This is a genomic window from Maribellus luteus (genome assembly GCF_003576475.1).
In the GTDB taxonomy this organism is placed as follows: domain Bacteria; phylum Bacteroidota; class Bacteroidia; order Bacteroidales; family Prolixibacteraceae; genus Draconibacterium; species Draconibacterium luteum.
On record NZ_QWGR01000001.1, the window covers coordinates 1 to 26,396 of the forward strand.

The 26,396-nt window shown below is 42.2% G+C and carries 23 protein-coding genes; 17 read left to right on the top strand and 6 right to left on the bottom strand.

The genetic code is table 11. The features are described 5' to 3' along the window. Positions 1-131 precede the first annotated feature (131 nt). The 11 genes from D1614_RS00005 to D1614_RS00060 all read left to right on the top strand — a co-directional run bounded on the left by D1614_RS00005 (position 132) and on the right by D1614_RS00060 (position 12,000). A complete protein-coding gene (locus D1614_RS00005) occupies positions 132-1,724 on the top strand; it encodes an O-antigen ligase family protein (RefSeq protein WP_119435830.1) in 1,593 nt (530 codons plus the stop codon). Between the two features lie 74 nt (positions 1,725-1,798). Then, positions 1,799-2,506, top strand: coding sequence for a superoxide dismutase (locus D1614_RS00010; RefSeq protein WP_119435831.1), 708 nt, complete (start codon positions 1,799-1,801; stop codon positions 2,504-2,506). A 54-nt stretch (positions 2,507-2,560) separates the two neighbouring features. Then, complete coding sequence (locus tag D1614_RS00015) at positions 2,561-3,337, top strand: Rossmann-like and DUF2520 domain-containing protein (RefSeq protein WP_119435832.1); 777 nt, start codon at positions 2,561-2,563, stop codon at positions 3,335-3,337. A gap of 2 nt (positions 3,338-3,339) precedes the next feature. Further along, a complete protein-coding gene (locus D1614_RS00020) occupies positions 3,340-3,870 on the top strand; it encodes a KdsC family phosphatase (RefSeq protein WP_119435833.1) in 531 nt (176 codons plus the stop codon). Between the two features lies 1 nt (position 3,871). After that, positions 3,872-4,447 (top strand): Maf family nucleotide pyrophosphatase, encoded by a 576-nt coding sequence (locus D1614_RS00025; protein WP_119435834.1) that lies wholly within the window; start codon positions 3,872-3,874, stop codon positions 4,445-4,447. A 123-nt stretch (positions 4,448-4,570) separates the two neighbouring features. Continuing rightward, positions 4,571-5,575, top strand: coding sequence for a sugar ABC transporter substrate-binding protein (locus tag D1614_RS00030; RefSeq protein ID WP_119435835.1), 1,005 nt, complete (start codon positions 4,571-4,573; stop codon positions 5,573-5,575). 601 nt (positions 5,576-6,176) lie between these two features. Next, positions 6,177-6,821: a ferredoxin--NADP reductase gene (locus D1614_RS00040; RefSeq protein ID WP_147383935.1), complete on the top strand. Its 645-nt coding sequence runs from the start codon at positions 6,177-6,179 to the stop codon at positions 6,819-6,821. Between the two features lie 71 nt (positions 6,822-6,892). Beyond that, positions 6,893-8,269 carry a tRNA (N6-isopentenyl adenosine(37)-C2)-methylthiotransferase MiaB gene (gene miaB, locus D1614_RS00045; RefSeq protein ID WP_119435838.1) on the top strand — a complete coding sequence of 459 codons (1,377 nt, stop codon included), beginning with the start codon at positions 6,893-6,895 and terminating at the stop codon, positions 8,267-8,269. Between the two features lie 1,296 nt (positions 8,270-9,565). Further along, entirely contained in the window at positions 9,566-10,144 is a 579-nt protein-coding gene (locus D1614_RS00050; RefSeq protein ID WP_119435839.1) for a hypothetical protein, read from the top strand. A 149-nt stretch (positions 10,145-10,293) separates the two neighbouring features. Continuing rightward, on the top strand, positions 10,294-10,782 hold the full coding sequence (locus tag D1614_RS00055; RefSeq protein ID WP_119435840.1) for an arsinothricin resistance N-acetyltransferase ArsN1 family B: 489 nt from the start codon (positions 10,294-10,296) through the stop codon (positions 10,780-10,782). 459 nt (positions 10,783-11,241) lie between these two features. After that, positions 11,242-12,000: a hypothetical protein gene (locus tag D1614_RS00060; RefSeq protein ID WP_119435841.1), complete on the top strand. Its 759-nt coding sequence runs from the start codon at positions 11,242-11,244 to the stop codon at positions 11,998-12,000. A gap of 338 nt (positions 12,001-12,338) precedes the next feature. On the opposite strand, the gene D1614_RS00065 is transcribed toward D1614_RS00060, so the two are convergent. After that, positions 12,339-12,539, bottom strand: a complete 201-nt coding sequence (locus tag D1614_RS00065) for a hypothetical protein (protein WP_119435842.1) — start codon at positions 12,537-12,539, stop codon at positions 12,339-12,341. Positions 12,540-12,709: 170 nt separating this feature from the next. Here D1614_RS00065 and D1614_RS00070 point away from each other — a divergent pair, with 170 nt between their 5' ends. Next, positions 12,710-13,702 (top strand): CehA/McbA family metallohydrolase, encoded by a 993-nt coding sequence (locus tag D1614_RS00070; RefSeq protein WP_119435843.1) that lies wholly within the window; start codon positions 12,710-12,712, stop codon positions 13,700-13,702. A 137-nt stretch (positions 13,703-13,839) separates the two neighbouring features. Here the strand turns inward: D1614_RS00070 and D1614_RS00075 are convergent, their stop codons facing one another. Beyond that, complete coding sequence (locus D1614_RS00075; RefSeq protein ID WP_119435844.1) at positions 13,840-15,543, bottom strand: acyltransferase family protein; 1,704 nt, start codon at positions 15,541-15,543, stop codon at positions 13,840-13,842. A gap of 344 nt (positions 15,544-15,887) precedes the next feature. On the opposite strand from D1614_RS00075, the gene D1614_RS00080 reads away from it, so the two are divergent. Further along, on the top strand, positions 15,888-17,954 hold the full coding sequence (locus tag D1614_RS00080) for a helix-turn-helix domain-containing protein (RefSeq protein WP_119435845.1): 2,067 nt from the start codon (positions 15,888-15,890) through the stop codon (positions 17,952-17,954). A 3-nt stretch (positions 17,955-17,957) separates the two neighbouring features. Here D1614_RS00080 and D1614_RS00085 read toward each other — a convergent pair whose 3' ends face one another. Then, on the bottom strand, positions 17,958-19,193 hold the full coding sequence (locus D1614_RS00085; RefSeq protein WP_119435846.1) for an alpha/beta hydrolase family protein: 1,236 nt from the start codon (positions 19,191-19,193) through the stop codon (positions 17,958-17,960). Between the two features lie 189 nt (positions 19,194-19,382). Between D1614_RS00085 and D1614_RS00090 the strand changes: the two genes are divergently transcribed. Together D1614_RS00090 and D1614_RS00095 are read left to right on the top strand one after the other, a co-directional pair. Then, positions 19,383-20,090, top strand: a complete 708-nt coding sequence (locus D1614_RS00090; RefSeq protein WP_119435847.1) for a ThuA domain-containing protein — start codon at positions 19,383-19,385, stop codon at positions 20,088-20,090. A 188-nt stretch (positions 20,091-20,278) separates the two neighbouring features. Then, entirely contained in the window at positions 20,279-20,650 is a 372-nt protein-coding gene (locus D1614_RS00095) for a hypothetical protein (RefSeq protein ID WP_119435848.1), read from the top strand. A 663-nt stretch (positions 20,651-21,313) separates the two neighbouring features. On the opposite strand, the gene D1614_RS00100 is transcribed toward D1614_RS00095, so the two are convergent. The 3 genes from D1614_RS00100 to tyrS all read right to left on the bottom strand — a co-directional run bounded on the left by D1614_RS00100 (position 21,314) and on the right by tyrS (position 25,111). Further along, positions 21,314-22,786, bottom strand: a complete 1,473-nt coding sequence (locus tag D1614_RS00100) for an O-antigen ligase family protein (protein ID WP_147383936.1) — start codon at positions 22,784-22,786, stop codon at positions 21,314-21,316. A 5-nt stretch (positions 22,787-22,791) separates the two neighbouring features. Further along, on the bottom strand, positions 22,792-23,739 hold the full coding sequence (locus D1614_RS00105; protein ID WP_119435850.1) for a Wzz/FepE/Etk N-terminal domain-containing protein: 948 nt from the start codon (positions 23,737-23,739) through the stop codon (positions 22,792-22,794). 79 nt (positions 23,740-23,818) lie between these two features. After that, a complete protein-coding gene (tyrS, locus tag D1614_RS00110; protein WP_119435851.1) occupies positions 23,819-25,111 on the bottom strand; it encodes a tyrosine--tRNA ligase in 1,293 nt (430 codons plus the stop codon). Between the two features lie 351 nt (positions 25,112-25,462). Between tyrS and D1614_RS00115 the strand changes: the two genes are divergently transcribed. Further along, positions 25,463-26,044 carry an RNA polymerase sigma factor gene (locus D1614_RS00115; protein WP_119435852.1) on the top strand — a complete coding sequence of 194 codons (582 nt, stop codon included), beginning with the start codon at positions 25,463-25,465 and terminating at the stop codon, positions 26,042-26,044. Further along, positions 26,037-26,396 carry a hypothetical protein gene (locus tag D1614_RS00120; protein ID WP_119435853.1) on the top strand — a complete coding sequence of 120 codons (360 nt, stop codon included), beginning with the start codon at positions 26,037-26,039 and terminating at the stop codon, positions 26,394-26,396. Before D1614_RS00115 ends, D1614_RS00120 begins: the two co-directional genes overlap by 8 nt.

The following is a 26,396-nucleotide window of genomic DNA, read 5'->3' on the forward strand; positions in this document are numbered from 1 at the left end:
GGTACTGCGTAACAGTGGGAGAGTAGGTCGCTGCCAACTTTATTAAAACCTGGTTCCATAAGGAGCCAGGTTTTTTTTATGCAATAAACTTATCCAATTACCGTTTTGGCATTATCAAAAGCTATTCTTGAATGAAGAAATTCTTAACCGAACTAATCGACTCAAACTGGTTTTTTGTATCACTCATTGCTTTTGTTGTAGCATTGCCTTTATCGCAGGCATTGGTTTCTGTTTTTAGCGGAGTAATGCTTTTGGTTGCCCTTCTTGAAGATTCCTTCCGGAACAAGATAAATCGTTTAAGCGAACGGAAAGTGCTTTTACTGGTCCCTCTGATCTTTGTGATGTACGTGGTAAGTACGTTTATTACACGAGATACTTCGTTCTACGATGTTCAAAAAACACTGTTTTATCTGGTGATTCCTTTCGCTTTTATGTTGGGAAAGGAATTAAATTCAAAGCAGGTTCGATATGTTTTTTATACTTTTACCTGTTCTGTTCTACTGGCAATCATAATCGCCTTGATTCAGTGGCCATTCATGAAAAATACCGGAGGCTTTGCCATCCATAAAATCAGCCTGATTTCACATATTCGTTTTAGCTTTCAACTAGTACTGCTGGCGTGGTTTTTTGTATTTCTGTTACTAAAGAATTTCATTAGTATCGACTTAAACAAAAAGGTTTTAATCGGTTCCCTCATTGCTGTTCTTCTTGGATATTTGTTTTTACAGCAATCGTTAACCGGAATATTGGCCTTAAGTGCCAGCATCATTTATTTTATATTCTACCTTTTAATTCATGTAAATAAGAAATGGCGATTGGCAGGTACAGTCGTTTTGGGACTTGCCGTGTTATTCCCGGTTTTGTATGTAGTAAATGCTGTTAATACTTTTTATGACATCGATCAAATTGAAGTTGACAGCCTCGATAGGGTAACTTCGCAGGGAAACCCTTATAAGCATTACCCCAAAGATCCGATGGTTGAAAATGGCCATTATGTAAATCTTTATCTTTGCCCGGCGGAAATGCGGGAGGAATGGAACAAAATTTCAGCAATAAAATATGATTCCCTTGGTGCGAACGGCTACAGCATATCATCTACTTTAATCCGTTACCTTACTTCCAAAAATTTGCGGAAAGATGCTGAGGGAGTAAAGGCTTTGACCGAACAAGATGTAAGAAATGTGGAATCGGGCATGGCCAATTATATTTTTGAAAAACGTTTTACTCTTTATCCGAGGATTTATCAGACAATCTGGGAATACTACGTTTTTTCTCAAACCGGAAATTCCAATCATCAGTCTTTTTCCCAACGAATAGAATTTGCCAGGGCCGCCATCACCATCATAAAAAAGAATTTGTTTTTTGGCGTAGGTACCGGAAATTGGAAACAGGAGTTTGCCAATGCTTTTAAGGAGAACAATTCAAAATTGAGTGAGAGTTTGTATGCTTCGGCTCATAACCAGTATCTGAATTACATGGTGAAATTTGGAGTGCTTGGTTTTATTTTCATCATGTTTGCGCTGATTTACCCCATTGTAAAAACAAGAAGTTACCGCGATCCGTATTTTATGGTTTTCCTGGTTTTTATGTTTGTCGCCAATTTTGCCGATTCTAACCTGGAAGCTCATATGGGCAGCTCATTTTTCTTCTTTTTTTATTCCCTGTTTATTTTAGTACCAAAGGATTATCTTTTGCTGGATGTCTCGAATCCAAAACCTGTATAGAAGAAATCGATCAACTTATCCGAACCTTTTGTATTTCCCGATGTTCTTTTAACAAATAGAACAAAAAAAGAACTATGGAAAGAAGAAAATTTATTATCACAGCAGGAGTTGCTGCTGTTGCTGCTCCAATGTTGGGAACTTTCGCATCGTGTGCTTCGGAAACAAAGGCATTTGAAGGACATACTTTTCCGGAGCTGGGTTACGGATACGACGCCCTGGAACCCTACATTGACGCGCAAACCATGGAGCTTCACTATTCGAAACATCACAAAGGATATTATACCAAGTTTATGGCTGCGGCCGAAGGAACTGAATTGCTGAATACCCCAATGGAACAAATTTTTGCTGAAATAAGCAAGCAGCCCGAAGGGATCAGAAACAACGGTGGAGGTTATTACAATCACACACTTTTTTGGGAGAACATGACTCCGTCGCAGGGCGAAATACCGGCTGAATTGAAAAAAGCCATCGAAAAAGACTTTGGTTCGGTTGAATCTTTTAGGGAGCAATTCGGAAAAGCCGCCAAAACCCGCTTTGGTAGTGGTTGGGCCTGGTTGTCGGTAGATAAATCAGGAAAGTTGGTGGTTTCTTCTACAGCAAACCAGGATAACCCGTTGATGGATGTTGTTGAAGTTAAGGGAACTCCATTGTTGGGACTCGATGTTTGGGAACATGCTTATTACCTGCACTACCAAAACAAAAGAGCAGATTACGTCGACAATTTCTGGAATGTTGTAAACTGGGAAGTTGTAAACGACCGGTTGACAAAAGCATTAGCATAAACAGTTTTTGGCACTGTGGGTAAGGCTCATTATTTTTGACAAAATTTAAAAATAATGAGCCTTAATTTTTGCTTCATAGGTGCCGGAAATCTGGCTACTCATTTGGCTACTGCGCTGAACGAAAAAGCCGGCAAGGTAACCCAGGTTTACAGCCGGACCGAAGATTCAGCCAGGTTACTGGCCCAAAAGCTGAATGCCTCTTATACCACGTCAATCAAAGAAATTACCAGTAAAGCAGATATTTATTTCGTTGCTTTAAAAGATTCTGCCGTTTCTGAAGTATTGGCAGAAATTGATTTTCAGGATAAACTGGTGGTACATTGTTCGGGTAGTTTGCCCATGTCGGTGCTAAAAGATTTTTCTTCCAATTACGGAGTACTTTACCCGCTGCAAACCTTTTCGAAAACGCGAATCGTAGATTTCACGGATATTCCGGTTTTTGTGGAAGCCAATAATCTCAACAATGAGGAGCTCTTATACACCCTGGCACGTAAAATATCAGGAAAAGTGACAATACTGGATTCTGCACGAAGGAAAAGCTTGCACATTGCCGCTGTTTTTGCCTGCAATTTTGTAAATCATTTTTATGCACTTGCCGCCGGTTTCCTTGAATCGCAGGATATTCCGTTCGAGGTACTTCATCCTTTGATTTTGGAAACCGCCAGAAAAGCACAGGAAATGCCCCCGAAAGAAGCACAAACCGGACCTGCTGTTCGTTTCGATGAGAACATTATCAATGATCATCTGCAGGCACTGGCTGAATACCCGGAGATGCAACCGTTGTATAATTTAATTTCTAGAAGTATTTTTGACCATCATCAAAAAAAATAAATATGGGCTTTTTTAAGGACGAGTTATTAAACGTTAAAGGATTTGTGTTTGATGTGGATGGAGTGTTATCAAAAGATATCTCGCCTTTAAACGAGGACGGCGATCCGGTGCGCACAGCCAACGTAAAGGATGGATTTGCCATTCGGAGCGCGGTAAAAGCCGGTTATCCGGTGGCGATTATTACCGGTGGTTTTATTGAGCGTGTGAGGCTGCGTTACGAAAAACTGGGAGTGGAACATTATTACGACAAGGTGCGCGATAAAGTGGAAGCACTCAATGATTTTCTGGCAAAAACAAACCTGACAGCTGCCGAAGTTATGTTTATGGGCGACGATTTGGTGGATTACCGGGTGATGAACGAGGTAGGACTTGCAGTGTGCCCGAAAGATGCCGTTCAGGAAATCAAGAAAATTTCCCAATACATTTCTGATAAAAATGGAGGCGAAGGTTGTGTACGCGATGTGATTGAACAAACCATGAAAGCCCAGGGAAAGTGGTTTACTCCTGAAATGTTGAACTCCCGAGCTTTCTGATATGAAGTGGTTTCCGAAATACAATTTTATTCTTGCCTCCCAATCACCCAGGCGCCAGCAGTTGTTACACTCGCTCGGAATCGAATTTACCGTGCGAACAAAGGACGTGGAGGAAGTGTGGCCGGATGGTCTGGAAACAGAGGAAATTCCGGTATACCTCGCAGAATTAAAGGCCCAGGCTTTTAAAGATGATCTAAAAGATAATGAGTTGCTGATTACGGCCGATACCGTGGTTTGCCTGGGAAAAGAAGTATTGGGCAAGCCAGGGAGTTTTGATGAAGCCTGTGAGATACTGCAACGACTAGGTGGAAAAGAACACCAGGTAATAACCGGCGTGTGTCTGACATCAGCTCATAAACAGGAATCTTTCTACTCGGTAACCAATGTTGAATTCAAAATACTTACCCGTGAAGAAATTGAACATTATGTTACAAATTTCAAACCTTACGACAAAGCCGGGGCTTATGGCATCCAGGAATGGATAGGTTCCATTGGCATTACACACATCGAAGGATCTTTTTACAACGTGATGGGTCTCCCCATTCAAAAATTATACGAATACATTCAAAGTTTTTAATTCCTTCCCCGAAAAGGTTTCATTATTCAGGCTGTTATTAAACAGAGCGTTAAAAAAATATATAGTTAACATATTTCGTCGATAATTCGTAAATTGAATAGAAACAGAACTAAAATCAATGTTATGAATCGTCCGATTAAATTAATTTCATTGTTTTTTTTCGCTTTGTTTCTGATCGGAGGTTGTTCATTACAGAAAAATGAAAAAGTAAAAGTTGGATTTTTAATTCACGCCTTAGATCAGGAGAGGTGGAAAAATGACCGTGATTTTCTGGTTCAAAAAGTAGAGGAACTGGGAGGAACGGTGATCGTAAAAGTTGCCGATAACAATTCTGATAAGCAACTGGCGCAGGCAAAAGAGGTGCTTGCCAATGGTGTTAATGTTTTGGTGGTTGTTCCTGTTGATCAGTTTGCAGCCGCGGCAATAGTAGAAGAAGCCCATGCACGCAATGTTAAAGTTATTTCTTACGACCGTCTGATTAAGAATTGCAAGCTCGACTATTATGTGTCGACGGATAATATTGAGATTGGTTCTTTGCAGGCAACTTATCTTACCAGTATTAAACCTACGGGTAATTACGCTTTGATTGGTGGGGCAATGGGGGACAATAACAGTCAGCTTTTGTACCTCGGCCAGCGAAATGTGCTGCAGCCCCTGGTTGAGAAAGGAGATATCAATATTATTTACAATGAGTTTACAGATCATTGGGGAGAAGAAGAAGGGTATGAACATGCAAAAAAAATCCTGGCTCTTCCGCAAAAAGTGGATGCCATTATTGCAGCCAATGATGGTATTGCAATGGGGGTGATCAAAGCATTGCAGGAGGTCAACCGAAACGATGTTTTATTGGCCGGGATGGATGCGAACTTACCCAACCTTCAGGAAATTGTAGCCGGGCATCAAACCTGTACGGTGTATAAACCTTATGAAAAGATGGCTTCGGCAACCGCTGAACTTGCTTCCCAGCTTGTGGAAAACGGAGGTTTTGAAAATACCTTTCAAACCGTAAGCAACGGAGAAAAGCTGGTTCCCACGGTTTTCTTTAACGGGATGATCGTAAACAAGGAAAACCTGAAACTCACTGTAATCTCTGAAGGGTATCAGAAAGAAGAGGAGGTTTATAAATAGAGGAAGGATAGGAAAATTTGAGCAGGGCTTCGTAAGAGGCCCTTTTTTGTTGGTCGTCAAAGCTGTTCCTATCATACGTATATACCCATTCTCTTTTCCTGTCTTGTATGCAACTTCCCTGCATGCTCATCTTTTTCTTTCTGGAATTTGAAAAAAAGGATAAATGTTTTTTTAATAAGAAACATGGAATAAGGAATAAGAAATCAGAAAATATTGGCTCAAATTATTCAATTTTCAACACTTTTTTATTCCTTATTCTCTGGCTTTTTTAAAATTCATATTTCATTGCTGTCCAGGAAAAGGTAGCTATTTTAACAATTAAATCGATTACGCAGCGCTGCAGCTTAACGGTTCTTATTATCTGTTTTTCTATAAATATTTTGCTGCTCCGCAGCTGATTTTCTAGCAACAGCGTTGCGGTAATATTAATAGAAAATTCCAGGTGAGAAAAAATGAGCCCCATCGGGGCGGAACATTCTGTAACAGCAGTAATGAAAGATGTTTATTATAGACTAATTAGTCTTTTTTTGCACTTCATTCCCAAATACTTTGCCGATATTTTATACTTTTGTCGCGGTTTTGAAAACAATATTTCAGAAAATTGAAGAAACATAAAGTCATACAGTTAAGACATTTAAGCGATTCATCTTTTGTGATCCGGATGGAGCGAAACGGAATGCCGTTTCAAACCGGGCAGTTCCTGATTTTAAGCCTGAAGGGACAAATCGACCGCCGCGAATATTCGGTTTACAGCGGAGAAAACGACGATTTCCTGGAAGTACTGGTGCGGGAAGTGGAAGGCGGAAAAGTCTCCGCAAAATTGAAACGACTGAAACCCGGCGACCAGCTGGATGTAGACGGGCCTTTTGGCTTCTTTAAATTTTCGCCCGATATGTTTTCGCCGCAAAAGTTTCTGTTTATCGCCACCGGAACCGGTATCAGTCCGTTTCACAGTTTTGTAAAAACACATCCCGGTCTCGATTATCAATTGATTCACGGTGTGCGCTATGTGGAAGAAGCCTACGATCACAACGATTTTGATCCAAAGCGAATTACATTGTGTACCTCAGCGGATAAAAACGGCGATTTTGAAGGCCGCGTTACTGCGTTTGTGGCAGAGCAGAAATTGGACCTTGGAACCAACTGTTTTCTTTGCGGAAACAGTGAGATGATATTCGAGATGTTCGATATTTTAACCGGAAAAGGAATCCCGGTCTCGAACATTTATTCCGAAGTTTACTTTTAATAGAAGATAGAATGAAATGGAAGTTCAAAGCGTACACTGAACTTTGAACTTTAAACTTTGAACATGTTTTCATGAAATATCACGTAATAACATTGGGGTGTCAGATGAATTTATCTGACGGAGAGCGGGTGATTTCGGTGCTGGATAAAGCCGGTTACCAGTGGACCGACAACGAGGAGGAGGCCAACCTGATTGGAATTCTTGCTTGTTCGGTGCGGCAGAAAGCCATCGATAAGGTGTATTCGCGCATTCACAAATGGAACAAATGGAAGAATCATAAAAACCTGATCACTTTTATTTCCGGATGTATTTTGCCCGACGATCACGAGAAGTTCCTCAAGCTTTTCGACATCACTTTCCAGATGAAAGATCTGCCGAAACTGCCTGAAATGATCAGCAATTACGGAATTACCACTCCGCTTCATTTAAAAGTGGGGATCGATCCGCATAACGAGAACATCGAGCAGTTCTGGGATGTAAAACCCAATTACCAATCGAATTTCGAAGCATTCATCCCGATTCAGAACGGGTGCGATAAGTTTTGTTCGTTCTGTGCGGTACCTTACACGCGTGGCAGGGAGGTTTCGCGGCCTTCGCGCGATATCATAAGCGAAGTGGCATTGCTGGCAGCACAGGGATATAAATCGATCACCTTGCTGGGGCAGAATGTAAATTCGTACGGCCTTGATAAAAAAGGAGAGGAGATTACCTTCCCGCAGTTGCTGCGCGAAATTGGTGAATTGGGCAAGCGCCTGAAAAAGGATTTCTGGGTGTATTTTACTTCGCCTCACCCACGCGATATGACCGATGAAGTAATTGAAGTAATTGCCGAATACCCGGTGCTGGCCAAGCAGATTCACCTGCCCATGCAAAGTGGCGACGACAAAGTGCTGATGCGCATGAACCGCAAGCACAACATGGAAAAATACCGGCACATTGTGGAAAGCATTCGCCGCATTATTCCGCAGGCAACTTTGTTTACTGATATTATTGTTGGCTTCACGGGCGAAACCGACGAGCAGTTCGACAACACGCGCAAGGCGATGGAGGAATTCAAATTCAACATGTCGTACACCGCCATTTATTCGCCGCGGCCGGGAGCAACCAGTCACCGCTGGGACGATGATGTTGCGCTCGAAGAGAAAAAGCGCCGCCTGCATATACTTACCGAAGAACTGCGCAAACACAACTTTCCGTATAACAACAGTTTGGTGGGAAAAACCGTTCGCGTACTGGTAAAAGGCGCCGACCGGAAAGAAGGGTTCCTGTCGGGACATACCGAAGGAAAACTGATCGTTCGTTTTGCGGCTGATGATGAAAACCTCGTCGGGCAGTTTGTGGACGTTAAAATCACTTCCGCTTCCGATTTCTCGATGGAAGGGGAGCTGGTGGAAGCCGGCAGTTTGAAGTCAGAAGTTGGTATCCCGAAACCGGTAGCAACCGTGTAACAAAGGAATAAAAACAAGACCTTCAAGGTTTCGAAAACCTTGAAGGTCTGTGTTAGCCCGCGATCATCTGATGATTCCGTTATTCAGTAGTTAAAAGCCCCGTTTCTTTCGAACCCTTGTCTGTGACGGGTAGGCGTACCGGGTTCTGTTTTCCGTTGTCATTTGGTATGTTACTATAAGCCAATCTCTATGGGATTGATGGGGCGTGCTACGATTGCATCCGTGGTAATTCTGCTTTTGCAAGCGATAGTTTTTGCGGCATAGAATAAAAGCATTGATTATTTTACGCGCTTAGCGCCTGTTCCGGGAGGCAAGATAGGAGCAGGGAACCATTCTTTTTATAGAACGATTCCTCAGTATCGAATCAGGGTTTCCCGACGCTGAATATGTCGGAGCTTAATAGCCCGGTACCTAGTGCAGGGGTGGGAGTGGTAGATGAATCCTCGTCCGGCGGAATGGATGGTTAAAAGCGCATGTAGCAGTTCCGGACGAAAAGTTGGTGTATTTTCATTCGTTATGGACAGGCTTTCTACAATGAAGTAGGAACCGTTCTTTTTTTAAGAGAACGGTTCCTTAAAACGTCAGCCGGACAAAGGATGAAAAACTGTTTGGTCAGCCCGTGTCAGCCAGACAAAGCATAAAAAATTGATTTGTCACCTCTCGTCAGCCAGACAAGCCATGAAAAAATGATTTTTCACCTCGTGTCTATCAGACAAAGGATGAAAAACTGTTCGGTTGGCTCGTGTCAAGCAGACAACGCATGAAAAATCATTCTGACAGCCTTTGGTGATTCACCACGAGCCGAAAAATTGTTCCGGCAATCCGTTGACCGTGTCAATAAGATGAAAAATTGGTCGGTGGGGCTTTTGACCGTGTCAACGACCCGAAAAAATCGTCGGACAAGCTTTTGACTGTGTCAATGGCATGAGAAATTGTTCCGGCGGCCCGTTGACCGTGTCAATAAGATGAAAAACTGGTCGGTGAGCTCATGTCTGTCAGACAAAGCGTGAGTGAAAATCCGGACAAGCTTTGGTGATTCACCATGCCTGAAATGGCATACAGTCAGCGGAATCTTTTTGATGCCTTGAAAGCAAGGATAAGAAATTATGTTTATTTTAGAAATCAAAAAATCAATCATTACCCAATACATTGAAAATAACGCAGAACAGAATGCAAAGCACATTACACTACATTCGGGAAAATATATAAAAGGGAAACAGAAAGTTACACAAACAACGACAAACGAATTATAAGTGTACTGTAAATAAATTATCCCAAATAATAATAACCAACCTTATGAATAAAACCTATACAGTTATCGGATACATTGCATATGCATTGCTTCAATTCATACTTTTTCAATACAACAACAGCTTAACTTATCAATTGATCCTGACATGTGTCGCTCTTATTGTTCTCGCGTTGAATCTGCTGTATATATTTAATAATATTAGAACCGGAAAGATTATAAAAATTGGAGAAAGACGGTTTGGCTATTGGGTGTCGCTGCTGTGGTTTTTAGGTGGTTTAATGCTTTTTGTCGTCGGGTTTAACAATGAATCAGATTCATATTTTTCAGGAGAAGTTACTGTGACGATGCTGACAGGGTTACTGTTTATACCTGCAGCTTTCTTCCATTTTGAAAACTACCTGGTTCTTTTTAAAAAAACGAACATTCAGTTTGGTAGGAAATTTTGGTGGAATACATGGTCGTACCGCACTGTTGACAAACTATTGATCAGTGATGAAGGGATTGAGATAGAAAGGAATGGTGATTGTGAATATATTGCATTAACTGCGGATGACCGAATAAAGATGAATACCATAATAAAACGATTAAAGGTAATTCTCGGAGATAAAATGATTATCAGATAAACCCTACTTCCGTGCGAGTCTCTTCGCATGGGTGTTTGAAAAAGCATTGAAACAACGAAATTTGCCGTGCAATATGCCGATGCTTATACAGTTTACCGTTAACGAAACTTACAAAACAGCATTCTCTAACTTAAAAACGAAATAAGAAAATGATTAGGGATATTCATATCAATGATTCGAAAGCGCTTGCAGCCATTTATAACTACTATATCAGCCATACCTGTATTACGTTCGAAGAAATTCCGGTGACTGAAAATGACATTAAGGATAGAATTCAGTCGCACAATTTAAATCTCCCCTGGATTGTTTACGAAGAAAACGGCGAAATTGTGGGATATGCTTATGCCACAGAATGGAAATCGAGAAGTGCCTATAAGTTTTCGGTTGAAAGCACCGTATACCTAAAACAGGGTAGCCAGGGAAAAGGAATTGGAACAATACTGTACCGGGAATTATTAAACCGGATAGCCAAAAGCAATATTCACGCTGTAATTGGAGGAATAGCCTTGCCCAACGACCCAAGTGTGGCTCTGCACGAAAAGCTTGGTTTTGAGAAAGTCGCACAATTTAAGGAAGTTGGTTTTAAATTCGGTAGATGGATTGACGTTGGGTGTTGGGAATTGGTGCTAAGCAAATGAATAAGTTGCCCCCAGCTCGCGCCGATTTGCAATTCGATAGAATTGAAATAAACTTATCAGCCTGTGGCTGAGGTACGGATTATAAATCCGCACCAGCGGATTTTCTACATTTCATTAAAAGATATACTTATTGAATTGGTTTAATGTTTATCTTTAGAAAACTATAACAAAAATTGAAAGATGACTCAACTCCCATACATCGTAAGCCAGAAACAACTCCAAATGCAATTAAAAAATAGAAGCTTTTTTATCCCAAAATGAGTGATGTCGGAAAAGTTAGTTTATACATCCCATTCAGGAGTATAAATTAAAGTAATACTTGAGAAGTAAATGTATCCAGCATTTCGATGTAGGTTGTGATGAACTCTTCTTGGTACGTAAGAATGGGAGTTTGGTTAAAGACATTACTATGAGAAATTGAATAATTATTAGATAAAGACTAAAGCAATAAGTAAGACAATGAAAAGGCGAATTTTTATTTTAGTGTCAATTTGGCTATTATTATTTACAAGATGTTCGAAAGATGATGATTTTATTCTAGAAGGTACTTATCAATTACCGACTTATGCCAACATGGGAGCAATACATATGTTTACATCTACTGGTGAAGTTTTGGATGGAGAGAAAATCACTGATTTTATAAATAGATCAAAACAGTTTTCTACTTTTTTTGAAATTCCTGTACAAGAAACAGACTTATCCACTATTTTTTGCCTTAATAGTTCAGCTATGCCTATTGATGCCGATTCGTACTGCAATATTCAAATTACTGATGATAAAGCTACAATAAATGCTCGATTGATCACGATTAATACATTTGGTAAAACATTAGATGCAGAAGTCATTAGATTAGATCCGTTAATGATTTTAACAGCTAGTGCTGGAACAGAGTATATGGAAAAACCTGACGACATAGCCGACTATTATAATACAACTGAATTTCCTAAAATTAAAGAGATGATAAGAGTCACTACTCCCGTACCTCCAATTTTGGATAATTGGAAATTTCCAAAAAGATATAACTTTCCTTTTATCATAGAAGATGATGAGATATCAGTGCCAATTTTAATACATGCTCATTGGCACAATTCTCCCCAACAGATTAGTTGGAGTCAGGGTAAAATTTGTAATCTAGTCAATGAGAATTTTTTAAGAAATTTATCTGTTAATGATACAATACTTATTCAAGAGGGTAAAGCGGTATTGCAAAAGCGGTAGTGCATGGGAAGCACTTGAATTATAATATAAATAAGTCAACTAGTATCCGTTAAAGCACTCTTATGTTGGTTGATAACGTTGTAAAAACCATTGGAATTTTCAAGTGGCTAAATGCTGAAACATAGCCCCTACTGAAGCGGATTTGCAATCCTAACCTTTGTTGTAAGACCAAAGAAGTTATAACAGGTAATACAAATTATCAATAGTTTACTTTAAACTGAAAATAAATGAGTTGGAAATACAAGTTTCATATTTGAATTTCTAGAAAGTTATGTAATTCAATCCACGTAATAAAAAAGGAGGCAAATTCACCTCCTTTTTTATTTGTGTGCAGATCACTATTCTTCGGTCAGCAGCTTTGCAATTTCGGGGCGGGTTTTCTGAATGCGTTCCTGGTTGATGGTAAGTCCCAGCGGTTCGTAAATTTTCTGCATGTAGTCGTAAATGGGTTTTACTATTTCAAAGGGAACCAGAACCGACTCAAGCGCAGTAGATCCCGCCTTGTTGCGAATGGAACGGTCGGCGCTGGCGGCCAGCAAGCGTTTCGTAATTTTGGGATGGCAAAAGAAGGCGGCCGTGTGAAGTGCCCCAGCTTCCGCGCGAGTCCTCTCGCGGGGTTGTTTGGTAATATTTTTTTTTGTTCACAGATTAAACATTTTATACTATTTTCAGGGCATTAAGTCAATAAAATAATCAAAACCAACAAATCATGAAACGAAGAAGTTTTTTTAGCCTGGCAGGCGTAGGGCTTGCAAGTGCCCTGGTTCCAAAAGCCTTTGCCGGAGAACCCAAAGTAAATGTTTCCAATAAAAAAGACCTGGCGAATCCTTTTGCTGCAAAAGGAAAATGGTACAAAGCCGCGCTTCATGTGCACACTACCAACAGCGATGGAGATGTGGATGTCCCAACACGTATTCAACAATACCGCGACAAGGGCTTTGATATTGTTGCCATTACCGACCACCGGAAAACCAACGATTTATCCGGTTTTTCAGTACCCGGCTTTATGGCTTTGAGCAGTATTGAGTTTCATCCCAAGACATACTCGGGAGCGCCAACGCACCATTTCCTGGGGCTGGGCTTACCACATCCTTACGAATACAACAACGATTTGCCCGCGCAGGAGATGATCAATGACATCAAAAGCAAGGGGGCAAAAGTATTTTATGCGCATCCGTACTGGACCGGTCATACCTACGAGGAGATGACCGAAGTAAACGGGTACCTTGGTGTTGAGGTGTATAACCAGAGTTGCGAGGAGAATGACAGTGCTTACGGGAATGTGTACTGGGACCAGATGCTGAACAAGGGACATGTTTTATCGGGTTTGGCAACCGACGATGTACACCAGAGCTCAGAAGTGGGAAAAGCCTGGACCATGATAAAAGCTGAAAAATTGGATGAAAGCAGTATTCTCGATGCATTGGAAAACGGTTGTTTTTATGCCTCCAGCGGACCTGAAATTAAAGATTTCCAACTGGGTGAGGATATGAAAATAAAAATAGAATGCTCGTCGGTAAAAAAGATCGCTTTCAGGATAGATGGTGCCGGTAACGGTAGAGTTTTTCATGCTCAGGAAGGAGAGGATTTACAAAGCGCGGAGTGGGACCTGAGCAAGAAGAAACCAAGATGGGTGAGGTGCGAAGTAAGCGATGAAAATGGAAAGACTGCGTGGACAAATCCTATTTTTCTGAAATCTTAAAACAGGATAAGCTATTAAGACACAAAGCTTCTGCGATACATTTCAAAAGCATAGAGTATAAAAGTAGTGTACCGTGTTGCAATCTATAAATAGAAAAGGAGGTGAATTCACCTCCTTTTTTATTTGTGTGCAGATCACTATTCTTCGGTCAGCAGCTTCGCAATTTCAGGGCGGGTTTTCTGAATGCGTTCCTGGTCGATGGTAAGTCCCAGCGGTTCGTAAATTTTCTGCATGTAGTCGTAAATGGGTTTTACCATTTCGAAGGGCACCAGAACTGACTCAAGCGCGGTAGATCCCGCCTTGTTGCGAATGGAACGGTCGGCACTGGCGGCCAGTAAGCTTTTGGTAATTTCGGGATGGCAAAAAAAGGCAGCGGTGTGAAGTGCCGTAGAACCGTCGTTGTTTTGGTAATCGATGTCGGCACCTGCGTCCAAAAGCTTTTGGGCAATCTCTGCTCGTCCGAACAAAGCGGCTGTCATTAGCGGACTGGAACCACTGGCCGGTTCCCGCTCATCAACGTTGGCTCCCGATTGAATCAGCATTTCGACAGAAGCCAGATCGTTGTTGATAACGGCGGCATGCAAACTTTGGCTTTGAGGCTGGGTTTCGGTAAGGGGTTCTGCTGCGTTAATTGCTTCGGGATATCCGCGAAAGGCAGCTCCCGTAATCAGCACAACTAAAACGAAGGTGGTAATTGTTTTCATATTTATTTGTTTTTGTAAAGTTGTTCTCCAGGTGTAAATGATCATGTTTGAAACAACAAAAGTTACGATAGACAGAATCAGAAATTTCAGCATTGCAGGGATAGGAAGACCGGTAAGGGTAAGGGCGATTACACCCATCACCACCATGTGCAAAATGTAAACCGGGTACGAATTGCGACTGAGTTCGCTTAAAACGGCGTTTGTTTTATTCAAGCTGGTTTGGAACGAATACAGAAAGATGTGAAGAAGGGTGAGCATCGACAGAAGGCCCGAACTGAAATAAAGTACGCGGTCGGCAAATTCAGAAATAAAATAGTATTGGCGTTGCGGATCAATCAGATTAAAAAATGTATTCAGCGCCACTGCGGTAAAAATTCCGAGAGAGAAAGTAACAACCACATTCGAAGCGATGTACAGTTTCCGGTTTCGGGTGGGGCGTTCGAATACTTTTAGCTTGTAGCAAAGGCTTCCGAGCAAAAAGGCCAGAAAATACACCAACAACCGCTCGCGCTGAAAATGCAACAGGAAGGAGTGGTACCATCCGCTTAAACCCAGGGTAGAGATGGTGACACCATAAAAAACTCCGATTGCAAAGGTGAGTACAACAGCGGTTTTCAGTGAAATATTTACCTGTAGAATCCTGGTTTTGTACATGGCAAGGTACGCCAGCTGGAAGAGGAACAACACGGGTAAAAACCAAAGCCAGTTTTGGACCGGGTTGTTGGCAAAGGAAGAGAGGTCGCTTCCGGCACGTTCAAAAAAATGAAAGTACGAGAACCATTCTTCCTGCGGCAGCCCGCGTGAATACAGAAAGATGAATTTGTAGGCCGGAATCAGTGTAAAAACAGCCAGGAACCACGGCACCATAATTCGTTTGAACTTTGATCGTACAAAGCTGAAGCTGTTCTGTTTTTGCGCTGACGAAGGCACAAAGTAGCCCGAAATAAAAAAGATACAGAACATAACAAAGAGGTCGAGGTACATGCGAATCAGTCCGATGTTGTTATTTTTTACCGGATCAGTCACGATCCAGCTGTTTTCAAGTACCGATTCATAAACCAATCCTGAATGAAGAACTACTACTAACAGGATCAGGAAGGTTCGCAGGTTGTCGAGGAAATAAATTCGTGTTTTCATCTGTTTAAATTTTAATTTTTTTTGGCGACAGATGGAATTCGCATGTTCATGATGTGACGGATAATCATATCGCTTGGTCTGAATTCCATTCTCATGCTCATTTTATATCGTTTTGTTTTTGCCGGTCACCCGATTTTTGATGATGTAAAGTTCCGGCAAATGCTGACGCAGGTCTAATCAGGTATGCAGCAAGGTGTATGAAGTTTTACGCGCGAATAAAAGCTATGACGCAAGCCTGTAAATTATGACGCAAGCGATGCTTTCGTGGCGAAAAAGCGCCGGATTTTTTTGTTCGCGTTTCTAGGAAAAAAGTCCTAATTTCGATGGTTGTAAACGAATAAACTATGCCGACTTCCCGCCGTAACGACGAAGAATTTATTAGCCGACTTACTCAGATTGTGGAGGAGAATCTTTCGAACGAACAGTTTGGTGTGAACGAGCTGGCACAGATTGTAGGCATGAGCCGCTCGAATTTGTTGCGCAAGGTTTCGAAACTGCAGGGAGTTTCGGTGAGTCTTTTTATCCGGAAAGTTCGTTTGGGAAAGGCACTGGAAATGCTTCAGGAAGGTGCTTATTCGGTGTCCGAGATTTCGTACCGGGTTGGGTTTGGAAGTCCGTCGTATTTCATCAAGTGCTTTCGCGAAGAGTACGGATACTCCCCGGGAAATATGGACGCATACCAGGCAGAACAGGAGGAGGAAGAAACTTCGGAGAAGCCGAAACGCAAGTTCCGTATGCCGGTACTGTTTGTTTCCTTGTTTCTCTTGGTGACGATGGCAGTCGTTATCGTTTATTTTCTGGATCCCGGAGCCGAAAGTCCGGAGCCGGTAAAATCGATTGCGGTATTGCCGTTTATTAACGATAGCAACGATTCGAGCAATGTGTACATCATAAACGGATTGATGGAGTCGACGCTGAATAAACTCCAGAGCATTGAAGGACTGAGGGTGATTAGCCGCACATCGGCGGAGAAATACCGGAAACACACGAAGACCATCCGGGAAATTGCAAAGGAGTTGAATGTGACCTACCTGGTGGAAGGAAGCGGGCAAAAAATCGGAGACAAGCTGCTGCTGAATGTTCAGCTGATCGAAGCCAGTGCCGACAACCAGGTTTGGAGCCGGCAGTACCAACGAAATACCAGCGATATTTTTGCGCTTCAGAATGAGATTGCAAAAGACATTACCGACGAGATCAAGGTAATTGTGACTCCGGAAGAACAATCCAGAATCGAGAAAATTCCGACGGAGAGCCTGGAGGCTTATGATCTTTTTTTACAGGGCATTGATTTGCTCAGCCGGCAAACCGAGGCAAAAGGCAACCTTCGGAAGTCGATCGGATTGCTGCGGGAAGCCCTGGTGCTCGACCCCAAATTTGCCCGGGCAAACGCCGCACTGGCCATGTCGTATTATTTTTTGGAACAAAATCATTCGGAGCGGCTTTTGGCAGATTCTATCAATTATTTTGCTGATCAGGCCATGTTTCTTGATCCGCAATTGCCCCAAAGCCTGATTGCCAAAGCGCTTTTTTACATGGCGCACGCCGAATACCAGCTGGCGGTCCCTTATTTTGAAAAGGCCCTGGAGTACAACCCGAATTACGACCTGGTGTATGTTTTCCTGGTAGATTTGTACGCCAACTATCTGCCGGATACCCGAAAATACCTGGAGTACACCTTGCGTGGTCTGCAGATCGATCCGGCCCGATTTGATCCGGTGACCATGAGTTTTAATTTTCTGCACATCAGCAATGCGTTTATTCAGGCAGGTTTTGTGGATGAGGCGGAGAAGTACATCAATGTTTCGCTCGATTATTTCCCGGGGAATTTGTATTCGGAATATGTAAAAGCGTATATCTTATTTGCCCGCGACAACAACCTGCAGCAAACAAAAGAACTGTTGCTGGAGGCTGCGCGGAAAGATACGACGCGGCTCGATATTATTCAGGAAGTGGCCAAGATTTGTTATTACCAGCGTGATTATGAAAGTGCTTACAAATACTATCAAAAATACCTGGGGATAAAAAAGATGTTGCAGCTTTCGGTGTATCCGCAGGAAGACATCAAAATTGCTTTTACCTGTCAGCAACTGGGCAAAACACAGGAAGCGGAACAGTTCTTAGCGTCGTACAAGCACTTCGCTGATAATGACCGCTCCATTTATCGTTCGCTGAATTTAAGCACGTATTACGCCGCCACCGGGCAAAACGAGGAGGCATTGAACCAGCTGAAGTTATTTGCCGGGCAAAAGAACTTTCAGTATTGGATTGTTTTGTTTCTGCCCATCGATCCCATTATGGATGCAGTGAGAGATCAACCGGGGTATTCCGGAACCTTCAAACAAATCAAAGTCAATTTCAAGCAGTTTCACAACGAGGTGAAAGAATCGCTGGAAAAAAAAGGGTTGATGTGATTGTTAAAGTTCTCCATCCCGCAGTTGAATAAACCAGGCAATGGCAGCCAGCTCGGCCGGCATAATCGCACCCGAGTGGTCTAAACCGGAAAGCGGTGCCAGTTTAACCAATTCGGCGTTCACACCTTTGTCCATAAATTGCTGGTGTAAATTAGAACTTAAAATTGCCGGAACATAGGTGTCGGCAGTGCCATGAAGAAGCAAGGTAGGCACCTTGGTGTTGTAGCCTTCAATGCTGTTTTCGCTTAGCATTTCGCGTAGCGAGGCAAACGTTGCACCTGTTTTCCAGTTGGCAATAAAATTGGGCTGAAAAAGATCGGCAACAACGGTGGTCAGTGAATCGTTGATTTGAGCCCCTGAGTGATTCCCATCAAACAATCCTGGAATTTTATCGGCATAAACTTCCATAAATACCGAATCCATGGGAGTTTCCATATTCAGTTCTGCATAGCTGTTATACAGGTAAGCCAGAAAATAAGGCATTGGATATTCCGTTTCTGTCGTTACAACTTCAGTTACTGTTGAGATGTTGTAAGGTCCGGCACCACAGGCACTGGCTTTCAGATTAAACTCACCGGAGTATTGGGTTTCAATCGTTTTCTGTAGTTGCATGGTCGACCATCCTCCCTGCGAATAACCGGTGATGTAAAGGTCGTTGTTGAGCGTAACAGCGCCTTTCTCTTCCACAAATTCTTTTACCGCCCGAAGCATATCCATCACCGACTGAACCGTAGATTCGGCATGGAGGTAGGGATGAAACATATCGTCGGAGGCGCCAAAGCCCAGGTAATCGGGAATAGCAATCACAAAACCGGAAGAGGCCATCATTTCAAGCACTTTAAATAAATCGGAGTCTGGAGCTTCCGTAGGCGCTGCGTCGTGCAGGGTATTAGTACCATTCTGAAAACTCATCAGGGGGTATTCGCCCGGTGTTTTGGGAACACATACAAGACCGGAAGCGACTACCGTTTCTCCATCAAAAGTTGTATTGTAGGTAATTTTATATACATCTACTCCTGAAGTGAACTTGTCTTTGATTTCATTCAGGGCCGGGTTTTGTGTGGCCAGAAAATTAATTGTCAAATTGATAATGCCTTGGTCATGACTAGTGACCAGGTCTTGTTCTACCAGGTATTCGTTTTCATTGCCGTCAACCTTTTCATCGTCAAAGTCGTCGCAGGCATAAAAAGTGATGGTTAAAAGGCAGAATAAGAAAAAGGGTTTTAAAAGTTCTTTCATGGCAAAATATTTTCAATAGGTTAAACCAAAAATAGGCTAAAATATTGTGTTAAGGAAGTCAGCGGAAGGATAAGGAAGTATTTTGTGAAAAATGAATTGTGTAATTTTCTGAAGAAGATGCCCGCTTTGGTCTGATTTTCTTATTTTTATTTCCATTGAACCAAACGTTTATCTGTTAAAGGAAGTATTATGAGAAAATCTTTACTTATCCTGTTTTTTGCTTCATTGTGTTTTTCTGTTGTTGGGCAGCCAATTAAAGTAATGCTGGTTACCGGTGGTCATTCGTACGATACTTTGCAGTTTTTTCAGCTGTTCGATGCAATGAGTGAGGTTGAGTACGAGCATTTTGAGCAGCCTGCCGCCAATCAGAAAATTGCGAAAGATCTTGCCAAAGATTTCGATTTGATCGTGTTTTACGATATGTGGGATAAGGTTGGAGTAGGAGAGCGGGAAGCTTACCGCCAGATGGGGGAACAAGGCAAACCATTGTTGTTTTTGCATCACTCTTTGGCCTCGTATCAGGAGTGGCCGGAGTTCGAGAGAATTATTGGAGGTAAATATGTGGAGAAGGGTAAAGGAGTTGATGACGGAGAACAATCGACCTACGAACACGATGTGTGGGTGTATTGTAAAGTGGAAAACTATACGCCGGTAACCCGCGGTTTTCGGGAGCTTCGTTTTTTTGATGAAGTATACGGAAATGTAAGAATTGATGAGAAGGTATTGCCGCTACTTAGCACGCGGCATCCCAAAAGCATGGAGTATGTTGCCTGGGAAAACCGGTATAAAAATGCACGGGTTGTATATATTCAGCCTGGACATGACAAGCGCACTTATTCTGACCCCGATTATCAGAAGTTGATTCTACAGGCTATTCATTATCTTGCCAGGAAGTAAAAAGAGGTTATCGCCTTATTCTTACGAAGTTGCAGAGAGGTTTCAGGTCTGGTAAGTCTCCGGGGTTATTTCTGTTGTATAACATAAGATATTGACAGTTTTTAACAATTTTCTGTTAATAAAAAGGACTGCTGACTATTTTTTTTGTTTAAATTAGGGGCCTAGCAAATCTGTTTAACTTGTTCAATATGAAAGCTATTGCCAAGTTAATCCACCAATCCAACATGACATATATTCCGACGAACCTTCCGGTTAAGTTTTTTGGATTGCCGGACGGGAAAGTGTATCTACTGTATGCGCGGTTTTGTATCGTAAGACCTGAAAAAACCGATCTGGAATTTGTATTTGCAGAACACGACGAGTTCTTCTTTGATTACGACACGGAAAAGCTCGTTCCCAAAACACAAACTCGTTACCCGGTATATAGCGAAATGGTCGATAAGCCAAATCCTGTGTACCACATTTTGCAGGTTAACCGTGATGTAAAAACGTATTCTGAAGCAGTTGCGCTTTTAAATCAGAAAGCGATGGAGATGTCGCCTCAGTCCGAGGCATGCTAAATGAAATATAGGCTACTAAAACTGTAAATTCAATGCTGCACTTGCCTGAAGAGATGTGTAAGTGCAGTATTGTTTTAATTTGGACGAAACCGTCTCTTTTTTTCTTATTGATTGAAGAGTAAGCTTACCATTCGATTTTTCCTAACAACACTTTTTTAGATAAACTCCTGTCCTGCAATTGACTGCTGACTGAACCAAAAAAAATAAAAAAAAACTTTGCATAGTATTCAAATTTATTTAGCTTTGTGTCATAGGTCGTTCTGACCTATTGTGTGTTTGGGGGTTAACATTTAAGAGGGCAGTTGTTGAACTGCCCTTTTCATTTTGCCCGAATCCCTGCAACGTATTTATCCCGCTGTCCTATTTAATAATGTATAGTGCTGGAATTCAGTGAATAAATAAATAATATTGCATTTTGTTTTGTTAAACGGAAGATGGGTTTTGTTCAGAATCCCAATAATTTTGGAAAAAGGAAAAATGAAGCATTGACGATTCTGAATCCGAATGTCCGAAATCAATCACAATTAGGGCGTCACCCTGAATTTATTTCAGGGTCTCATTTGCAAACCACTGATCCTATTGAGTAATAGATGCTGAAACAAGTTCAGCATGACGTGTTACTGATAACCATGATACAAAACGGACATTCAATTCTGAATTAAACTAATCTGCGTTAGTTAAATTAATTGATGATTTTCGGATCGGATTTTCCCTGGAAATAATATCGATGGCTACTATCATAGCAGTAAATCCCCAGAAAGGAACAGAAAGCTTGTCGGTGTCCAGGAAATTGTTGAGAAATCCATGAACATAATAGGTAATTAGGCCGAGTAGGGCAACCAGCACAATCTTCTTTAAGCGTGGATCGGTTGTGCGTGTATACGTGTTGATAGCCGTGTATAGTACAACTCCAATAATCAGTAAAAAGGTGAGCAGACCCAATACGCCTGATTCAGACAAGGGCCCCAGGTATTCGCTGTGTGCATTGCCTCCGTCTGCGGCATTGGTGCTAATAATGGTGCGCTCCTTTGTTAATTGATAGGGAGCATACTGGAACATGTAAGTGCCGGGGCCAAACCCGAAGACAGGCTTGTCCTGGAACATTCGTATGGCACAACTCCAGCGATTGATGCGTTCCAGGTTGGAGGCATCCGTCGAAATATTTGACATCGAAGAAATATGCGTACCTAGGTGGGCCGAAGATTCCTGCGAGTTTTGTTCCAGCTTCATTAAAATTTGCTGCTGAAAAGCAAAGAAAAGAGTCCCAACGGTGACAACCGTGATAAAAATGGTTTTGAAGCGGATTTTCAGAAGCAATATTCCCCAAACACCGATAGCTGCAAGCAAGCTTAACCAGGCTGCCCGGCTGTATGAAAGAACAAAACCCATCAGAACCACAAAAAAGGCAAACGTGGCAAAAGTCCGCCACCTTTTCGACTGGCTTTTATCGAATACAAACATAAGCAGGAACGGCAGGTAAAATGCCAGCGACGCTCCGTAAGAGGTATGGTCGTTAAAAAAAGGCATTACCACAAAATGAGAAGCTTGCTTGTCCCATAGTCCATATACCAGGTGGCGAAATGTGGCATAAAAAATCACCATCATAAACGGAATGACATACAGCCAAACATATTTCTCCATGTTTTTCCCCTGCGAAAAAAGCTTGGCGGTAAGGAAATAAAGTACCGCCAGGAACCAGATGCGCATTAAAAGAAACTTGAAGGAAACCAATGGCATTGTACTGGTGATGCTGGTAATCAGAATCCAGAACAGATTCAGGTAAATCACCAAAGATACGGGGTGCAAAAGTATCCGTCTGTCGAATTTTCGTTCCTGTAGTATTTTCAGAAAAAAGATGATGAGCAAGCCAAAAATCAATGGTTCGGTGGGCAGGTACATGTCGAACCCAAAACCCGAAGACAACTCGCTAAGCGGCAACGATAAAGGCGAGAAAAAAACAATGAGGTAAATGATCTTGTCGAAAGAATATACCGCTGCCAGCAAGAGTGCAGCTACCAGCGGGAGTGCATTCAGGTACAGCATGTCTTTTTTTACGACAAACCAAAGATTCAGAAGTATAAAACCAATGGAAATGAAGTAAAAAAGAGAAAGCTTTATCTGCTTGCTTTTTAACACCCGCACTATTCTTTTTGATAATCGAGTACCAGAAATACCAATAATCCGAGGAACACGGCCGAAACGGTTGACAACAATACAATCAGCCAGCGAACCGGGTACGATTTCTTGTCAGCAGGAAAAGGGTATTCAACAACATGGCTGTAAGTAATGTCCTTCTCATACTCCGTCACATGCATGTCGTGCAAAATGGTCAAGGAGTCAATAACATTCAAGGTCCGGTTATACCTGGCTTCGAGAAGGGTGGCCTTTGCACCGTCTTTTGAAAAGCTGTTGTACAACTGATCAATTTTTTTGGTGTCAGGTGCATTGCCTCTTCCGTTTGCCAGGGCAGTCATGTATCCCCGGGTTAGCTCCGGAACCTGCTCATTGAAGCTGATAATGCCCGTAGCGGTTCTCAAACTATCCAGTTGCTGTTCAACACCAGCAAGTTCTGTATATTTCTTATCCAGTGCACTTTGGGTAATGATCACCATTTCCTTGTCCTTCTGTTTATGCAACGATCTTACTTTCTTGTTGTAGTACAAAATAATAGAATCGCACATATTGGAAGCACGTTGCGGATCGTAATCCATCACCTTGATTTCAGCCGTTTCAAATTCAGTTTTGCTTACCGAAACATTTTTGCTGTATTTGTCGAGCATGTAGGTAATAAACTTCGGATCCTCTTTGTTAATCTCATATACATCGGCAAGGTTGAAAGCTTCGAACATCTTAAATTTGATGTCGTTTGAATTCAGTACCTCGATCATTTGCTCTGTTTCCGACTCGTTGCTCAATGTCCAGATATTGGTGGGGTAAACCCGTGCCACCGACTTAAACTTCGGCCGGATAAAAGTGGGACTGGAAAAAACAGCAGACAAAAGAATTGCAACAATTCCGATGATCACAAAGTGCATTTTGCGTTTCCAGATAATTTCAAGAATACGCTGGTTGTTAAAAAAACTATCCATAAAAAGTGGTTTCTATTCGATCGTGTATTTTCAACGAACCCGAATGGTTTTTAGTATTTGTCCTGCTGTTTTTTGATGACTATCCTGCAATAATCAGGTAGTAGTTCTTTTTCCCTTTTTGAGCCAGAATGTATTTGCCGCCGATCAGGTAATTTGCGTTAATTACCAATTCCGGATCAGAAACCTTGTCTTTGTTAATGCTGAGCCCATTTCCCTGCAAGGTCCTTCTCAGTTCTCCTTTCGACGGGAAAACTTCTGTTTTTTCGGCCAGCAGATCAAAGATATTGATGCCCGCTTCCAGTTCTGCTTTACTGATCTGAAACTGAGGAACACCTTCGAACACAGCTAAGAAAGTACTTTCGTTGAGTTTACGCAGTTGGTCGGCAGTTCCTTTTCCGAACAGGATTTGAGAAGCTTCAACGGCCATCTCGTAATCTTCACGCGAGTGAACCATTATTGTGAGTTCTTCCGCCAGTTTTTTCTGAAGCATACGCTCGTGCGGTGCTTCTTTGTGGGCAGCTACCAATGCATCGATCTCGTTTTTCGAAAGCAGGGTGAAAATCTTTATGTAGCGTTCGGCATCTTCATCCGATGTATTCAGCCAGAACTGGAAGAAAGCATAAGGCGAAGTACGCTCTGCATCGAGCCACACATTTCCTGATTCGGTTTTTCCGAATTTGGTGCCATCAGCTTTGGTAATCAGCGGGCAAGTCAAGGCAAAAGCCTCACCAGAGTCCATTCTGCGAATCAACTCGGTTCCGGTGGTGATATTTCCCCACTGGTCGGAGCCACCCATCTGCAGTTTACAGCCCAGGTTTTTGTACAAATGGTAGAAGTCGTAACCCTGAACAAGCTGGTATGTGAATTCGGTAAATGACATTCCTACTTTTGACTCTTCTCCCAGACGTTTTTTTACGCTGTCTTTCGACATCATGTAGTTAACGGTGATGCGTTTTCCCACATCGCGGATAAAAGCAAGGAATGAAAATTCTTTCATCCAGTCGTAGTTGTTGACCAGGATTGCCTGGTTTTTTTCACCACTTTCAAAATCCAGGAACCTGGCAAGCTGTTTTTTTATGCATGCCTGGTTGTGGCGCAGAGTATCCTCGTCCAAAAGGTTTCTTTCCTGCGATTTGCCCGATGGGTCTCCAATCATCCCTGTGGCGCCACCAATGAGTGCAATGGGCTTGTGTCCGGCAATCTGAAGATGTTTCAACATCATTACGCCCACCAGGTGACCGATGTGCAGTGAATCGGCAGTTGGGTCGATACCCACATAAGCACTGGTGATTTCTTTTAACAGTTGTTCTTCAGTTCCGGGCATAATATCATGCAACATGCCCCTCCATCTAAGCTCTTCTACAAAGTTCATTTTATCTATTTTTTTCTACCAAATTTTACATTTTCAAATGGATTCAATCCCCTGTTTTTGGGGCAGAAGTAAAAAACACTTCCGTTTTGTGATCCTTTGATCGAAATTTGCGCAAATATATAAAATGCAGCTGTAACGGATGGGAAATTAAGGTTAAATCAGTGAGACGATGATTTTGGATACAAAAACGTTTAGTTGAACTCCTGTCCGCTTGGTCAGCCGGAGATCAAATCGCTTGTACGTCCGGGTAATGTGCCTCTTCGCCTCGCAATAAGGCAGTTGGTGTAAAAATGGGTTGCAAATGAAAATAATTGCAACCTTTTTATACCTTGCCCCGTCTGATGGGATAGTATGGAAGACGGACAACTGGTTCAACAGGTTATAAACGGAAACAGCAATGCGTTTCGGTTTCTGGTATCAAAATACCAGCGACTGGTTGTTCATGTTGTGGGGCGAATTGTTCAGCAGCAGGATGAAATGGAGGACATTTGCCAGGAAGTGTTTATCAAAGTCTTTAAAACGCTGGGTAAGTTCAGAGGCGAATCAAAACTGTCGACCTGGATTGCTACCATCGCCTACAATACGGCCATTACACATTTGCGAAAAAGAAGCCGGAGAGGGGAGTTGTCGTACAACGAAGAACCCAAACTGATTGGAATGGAGGCCGACACTGGCCTGAACCAGCAGGTAGTTGAAAAAGAAGAGATAAAGAAACACCTGTTGAAGCTGATTGAAACGTTGCCGGTACATTACCGAACGGTGCTTACACTGTATCACCTGGAAGAGTTTTCGTACCGCGAAATTGTGGACATTACGGGTATGCCCGAAGGAACGATAAAAAGTTACCTGAACCGCGCCCGTATGATTTTGAAGGGTAAGATGGAAAAAATTGCCCGTTTGGAACAAACCAATATATTTGCAGATTATGTTTGACGAACAGAAACCATTGGATTCACAAAAATTACTGGAGGAAGTTCTTGCCGAAGAACCGGGCTTCTTTTTGCCTGATAACTTTGTGGAAGTTGTGGCCCATAAAATGGGGCGCAGGTTTGCCTGGAATCAATACATACGCGAATTCCTTATTTACCTGGCCGCTATTGTGGGAATAGCAGCGGTTTCGGCAGGCATTGTGCTCATTTGGTTCGATGCCGACTGGCAGAAATGGTGGAACTTCTTGCTTGCCAATCTTACCTGGGTAGCCGGAATCAATCTATTAGCCGTTTTTATTCTTTTTGCCGACCGGGTGTTGCTGCGTTATTTTACCTACAAAGTATCGCAGCATTAA